Origin of the sequence: Streptomyces sp. MS191 (assembly GCF_008042125.1) — a bacterium.
Taxonomy (GTDB): Bacteria; Actinomycetota; Actinomycetes; order Streptomycetales; family Streptomycetaceae; genus Streptomyces.
Genome location: NZ_RDBI01000022.1, coordinates 1 through 4,948 on the forward strand (window position 1 = coordinate 1; position 4,948 = coordinate 4,948).

The 4,948-nt window shown below is 74.0% G+C and carries 5 protein-coding genes; 2 read left to right on the forward strand and 3 right to left on the reverse strand.

The genetic code is table 11. The annotated features are described in order from the left end of the window. From EAO71_RS02855 to EAO71_RS02865, 3 genes are all read right to left on the reverse strand, one after another. Positions 1–239, reverse strand: a 239-nt coding sequence (locus tag EAO71_RS02855; RefSeq protein ID WP_147976176.1) for a hypothetical protein, incomplete at its 3' end; no start/stop codon positions are given. A 325-nt stretch (positions 240–564) separates the two neighbouring features. Continuing rightward, the gene (locus EAO71_RS02860) at positions 565–1,980 is read right to left on the reverse strand and encodes a HEAT repeat domain-containing protein (protein ID WP_147976177.1); all 1,416 of its coding nucleotides are present in this window, start codon (positions 1,978–1,980) and stop codon (positions 565–567) included. 243 nt (positions 1,981–2,223) lie between these two features. After that, a complete protein-coding gene (locus EAO71_RS02865; protein ID WP_147976178.1) occupies positions 2,224–2,616 on the reverse strand; it encodes an ankyrin repeat domain-containing protein in 393 nt (130 codons plus the stop codon). A gap of 425 nt (positions 2,617–3,041) precedes the next feature. Here EAO71_RS02865 and EAO71_RS02870 point away from each other — a divergent pair, with 425 nt between their 5' ends. Both EAO71_RS02870 and EAO71_RS02875 read left to right on the forward strand, forming a co-directional pair. Further along, positions 3,042–3,236 (forward strand): hypothetical protein, encoded by a 195-nt coding sequence (locus tag EAO71_RS02870; protein ID WP_147976179.1) that lies wholly within the window; start codon positions 3,042–3,044, stop codon positions 3,234–3,236. A gap of 37 nt (positions 3,237–3,273) precedes the next feature. Then, complete coding sequence (locus tag EAO71_RS02875) at positions 3,274–4,911, forward strand: hypothetical protein (protein WP_261991962.1); 1,638 nt, start codon at positions 3,274–3,276, stop codon at positions 4,909–4,911. Positions 4,912–4,948 lie beyond the last annotated feature (37 nt).

Here is a 4,948-nt window from a genome sequence, read left to right on the forward strand (position 1 = left end):
GTGCTCCCGGAGGCCGTCCACGAGCGGGTGATCGAGGTCCCGTCGGGCCGCCGGCCCACGATGTCGGTGAAGGTGCCGCCACGGTCGATCCAGAACTCCCAGCGCCCGCTCATTCCCCCATTGTGGGTGCTCCCGGAGGCCGTCCACGAGCGGGTGATCGAGGTCCCGTCGGGCCGCCGGCCCACGATGTCGGTGAAGGTGCCGCCACGGTCGATCCAGAACTCCCAGCGCCCGCTCATTCCCCCATTGTGGCCACGGAGGCGTCCGGGGACACGGCGGCGAGGGCGTGCTCGGCGGCACCCGCGCCCGCACCCGGCGGATCGCCGCGCCGCGCCCGGGTGGATCCTCGCGTCCGCGCCGGCACCGGGGCGGGGCCACGTCGGCGGGGGTCTCCCGCCGCAGGCCGCGCCGCCCCGGTACCCGGGCGCTTCGCCGTCGTCTCCCGTGCTCCGGGCCTGCCGGAGGGCACCGCCCCGGAGAGGTGGGGTTCGGTCCGGGCCGAACGGCCTCGACCGCCTGCGGACGGGCCGGCCGGTTCCCGGCCCGGCCTCCGGTCCGCCTGGCTCAGACCTGCAGGTCGGGTCCTATCCGGTTGCGTACCGCCGTCTGGACCTCGGCCTCCTCGGCGGGGTCCGCGGCGAGACGCCGCAGGCGCTCCGCGACGCGTACGTCACCGGTCTCGGCGTGCAACGCCGCGACCTCGCGGGTCGTCTCCTCGCAGTCCCAGAGGCATTCGACGGCGAATCCCGTCGCGTAGGTGGGGTCGGTGGCCGCGAGGGCGCGGGCCGTCCGGCCGCGCAGCTGGGACGAGGCGGTCTCCCGGTAGACGTGCCGCAGCACGGGAGCGGCGCAGGCGATGCCGAGACGGCCGGTGCCGTCGACCAGGGCGTAGAGGGCGGTGGCGTCGGGCCCCTCGGCCCGGACGGTCTCGCGCAGGGCCCCGAGCACCAGCTGGGCGTCCTGGGCACCGCCCCGGCAGGCGAGGACCGCGGCGGCCGCGGCGCCGAGGGCGTCGGGCCGGTGGACCCAGCCGCGGGCGCGGTCGACGGCGGCCTCGCCGCACATCCGCTCGAAGGCCGAGACGGCCGCCTCGGCGAGGGTGTGCGAGCCGTCGGACGCCGCGGCCTCGATGAGGTCGAGGACGGCGGGATCGCAGGCCTCGGCCAGGTAGTGGAGGGCGGCGCAGCGCGCCCCGTCCGGTCCCCGGCGGGCGGCGTCGAGGATGGCGGGCCGGTCGTCGGGGCCGGCGACGGCGTTCAGGCAGCGGGCGGCGGGCCCGTGCAGGACCGTGCCGCGCTCCAGACCCTCCTGGGCCCAGTCGAAGACCGCCTGGACGCTCCAGCCGGGCCGGGGCCCGGTGGGTCGCATCTGACGCTGCCACCGGTCGAAGGAGCCCCGTTCCTGGGCGGCCCTGACCCGGGTTCCGACGGCGTCGCGCTGGTCCTCGGCCCACAGCCGCCACGGCCGAGGCTCGAAGGCGTCGCGCACGGCGCAGGCCAGTTCGGCGTCGCCCTCGGGGGTGGCCGGGAAGCGGGCGAGCACCGGGACGGCGAGCGAGCGCAGGCCCGCGTCGTCGTCGCGCAGGGCGAGCTCGTCGAGCGCCCAGGCCCAGTTGCTGCCGGTGGCGGCGTACCGCCGGAGCAGCGCCAGGGCGTCCGGGCGGCCGTAGGACGCGAGGTGCCCCAGGACGGCGAGCGCGAGCCCGGTCCTGTTCTCCTCGGTGTCGAGGTGGTCCTCGGCCGCGAAGAGGTGGGTCTCGATGGCGTCGAGCCCGCCGTGCAGGTCGAGGTACAGGCGTGCGTAGTAGAGGGAGCGGTTCTCGACCTGCCAGTCGTGGCGGGGGTCGCTGAGAACGCAGTGGTTGAGGGCCGCGAGGGCCTCGGCGCGTGGCGCGGCGAGCGCGTGCAGGGTGCCGTCGCCGCGGCCCCTCTGCAGCAGGCCGAGCAGGGTGCCGCTCGGCGCTATGACTGGATCGAACATGGAAGATGCCTCACATCAAGCTGTCGACACGACCGGGGAGTACCGGGGACTGGTGATCGCCTAGGCCGCGCAGCAACATGTAGGGCCGCCCGTCGTCCTTCGCTTGGTGTTCTCCATCTTCCTCTGCCTCTCGTCGGTGGTCCCGTGCGGGCCCGACGTCATGATGACCCAGCCATTTCGCCACCGCGACCACATTTACGACACCGCTCTCACCTGGGGTTCAGTGCACGTTCACCCGGAACGTCACCGGGCGTCGAACAGCTCCAGCAGTTCTGCCTTCCCAAACATCCGAGCAGTATCCACGGCGGACGGAGTCCCCGCTTCCGGATTTGCCCCGCCGGCGAGCAGCGCGCGGATCACGGCGTCCTCGCCCTTGAACACCGCTCCGGCGAGCGGGGTCTGTCCGCGGTCGTTCGCGCGGTCCGCGTCGGCGCCCCGGGCGAGCAGCGCCGCCACCGCGTCCGCGTGCCCGTGGTACGCGGCGAGCATGACGAGGGAGTCGCCCTTGTCGTTCGTGAGGTTCGCGGGCACGCCCGCGTCGACGTAGGCGGCCAGTGCCTCGGCGTCGCCTCCTCGCGCCAGGTCGAAGACCTTGCCGGCCAGTTCGACGACCTCGGGGTCGGGGGTCTCGCTCATCGGACGTCTCCGCCTTTCCGTTCGATGCTGTTCGTGTGCCGGGTACGGCCGTGGGCCCGCGCAACGCGACCGCGGCCGTACGAGTGAATCGACAGGGTACTGCCCGCCGGACGACATGACGCGGCGCGTCCACGGCAAAGATCACCGCAGCTCACACCCGGGCGCCGGCGCACCGAGCACCCACCTCACAGCCGGGGCGGCCCCCGTGTGAGCCCACCCCCCGACCGGACCACCCCGTCCGACCGGCCGACCCGTCCGCCGCGCTAGCGCGCTCCGCGCGTTTCGCCACTCGGACACCCCCTCCTCGTCCGCCAGTCAAGTGAAATCGCCCGCATTTCACCCATATGCACCTTTAATCGCATAGATACTTGCTGTGAACCTGGAAGGACTCATGGTGACTGTCCCCTCAACCAGGAGAACCCCAAATGATCCTGTCCATCTCAGGCGTCGTCCTGCTCGGCATCATCTGCTTCCTGTTCTTCAAGAAGGACGGCATGAAGGCGTCGCACGCCTTCGTCAGCGCCCTCTTCGGTTTCTACCTCGCGGGCACCGCCATCGCCCCGAGCATCACCGCAGGCGGACAGAGCCTCGCCAGCCTCTTGGGCGGGATCAAGTTCTGACGTTCCACAGCCCCTTCCACAACTCCAGGAGTACGACGTGGCCCGGCGACCACTCCCCCGCATTCTGAGCAGCGGCAGCGCCCAGATCGCTCGCAGTCGAGAGATCGCGCGCACGGCCGCCGACAACGCCACCGATGTGCTCCATCCGCTGATCACCATCACGCGTGGTCTGCGGAAGCTGGCCGCGACCGCGCGGGCCAGGTGGGCCGCGACCCCCAAGGAACGGCGCGGTCCCACGCTGTTCCTGGTCGCGGCCTGCGTCTTCGTCGTCGCCCTCGTGCCGTACGGGCCGCTGCTGGCCCTGGTGTCGGTGATGGGCGCCGCCGCGTGGAAGGGGCGGGAGCGCCCGGTCGTGAAGACCGGACCCGACGACGCCGAGATCGAACGGCTCAAGGGCCTCTACGAGGCTCTGGTGCCGTACTTCTCCGTCCCCGAGGACCCGGCCCCCCTCTTCGCCCACGGTGGCGACTGGAGCGGCGCCTTCGGGGACCACGCCTTCGACGACGCCGGCCGCCCGACGCGCCTGCGGATCAGCTACCCCGCGTACTTCCCGGACGGCGAGCCCGCCGCGCGGGCCCGCATCGAGCAGCTGCTGCACGCCAAGTCGGGGCGCGGCCGCGAGTACCACTTCGCGTGGGACGAGGAGGGCAACAAGCTGGTCATGACCGTGCTGCCCGCCCTGCCCACCGACATCGCCGCCCAGCGCTTCGTGACCGCGCCCGGCGAGACCGTCCTCGGCTTCACCGACGCCGATTCCGTGCAGCGCACGGTCCCGGTGCTGGCCGCCGACGGGCCGCAGGACGCGCCCCCGGTCGTGTGGCGCACCGGCCCCCGCTCCACCGAGCCGCACCTGCTGGCCGTCGGCCAGCCCGGCAGCGGCACCACCTCGCTGCTGCGCTCCCTCGCGCTGCAGGCCCTGCCGTACGGCGACGTCCTCGTCGTCGAGGGCAGCGGCACCGGCGAGTACGCCTGCCTCACCGGCCGTGCCGGTGTCCTGGCCGTCGAGTGCGGCCTGGCGGGCGCGCTGGCGAGTCTGGAGTGGGCGGCGCACGAGACCGAGCGGCGGCTGATCGCGGCCAACCGGGCCCGCCAGGCGGGCCACCCCGCCCCCGAGGACACCAAGCGCCCGCTGTGGATCCTGCTCGACCGGCCGAGCGTGCTCGGTCACCTGGCGGCGGCCGACGGCCGGAGCGACCCGCAGGACCTGCTCCAGGTCCCCCTGCGGCACGGACGCGCCGCCCAGGTCACGGTGGTGGTCGCCGAGCAGTTCGACAGCCTCGACACCCTGTCCGAGACGGTGCGGACGCACACCCGCGCCCGGGTCGTCCTCGGCCCGGCGTCCGCCGAGCAGATCGCCTCCGTCCTGGGCGTCCCGCCGCACACCACGCCGACCCCGGTCGTCCCGCCCGGCCGCGGCTACGCCCGTCTCGGCGCCGGCCCGGCCCTCCGCCTCCAGGTGCCGGCCRCGCCCGACCCGTACGACGACGCGACGAGCGAGGCCCACCGGCTCGCCGTCCTGGAGCTGCTGCCGGAGCGGCTGAACGGCACGGGAACGGCGGTCGAGGCCGTCCCCGCCTCGGCGACCACCACCGTGACCTGGGCGGCGCGTCCGTGCCGCAGGGGGACCTGGAGCAGGTCCTGCGGGTCGCTCCGGCCGTCGGCCGCCGCCAGGTGACCGAGCACGCTCGGCCGGTCGAGCAGGATCCACAGCG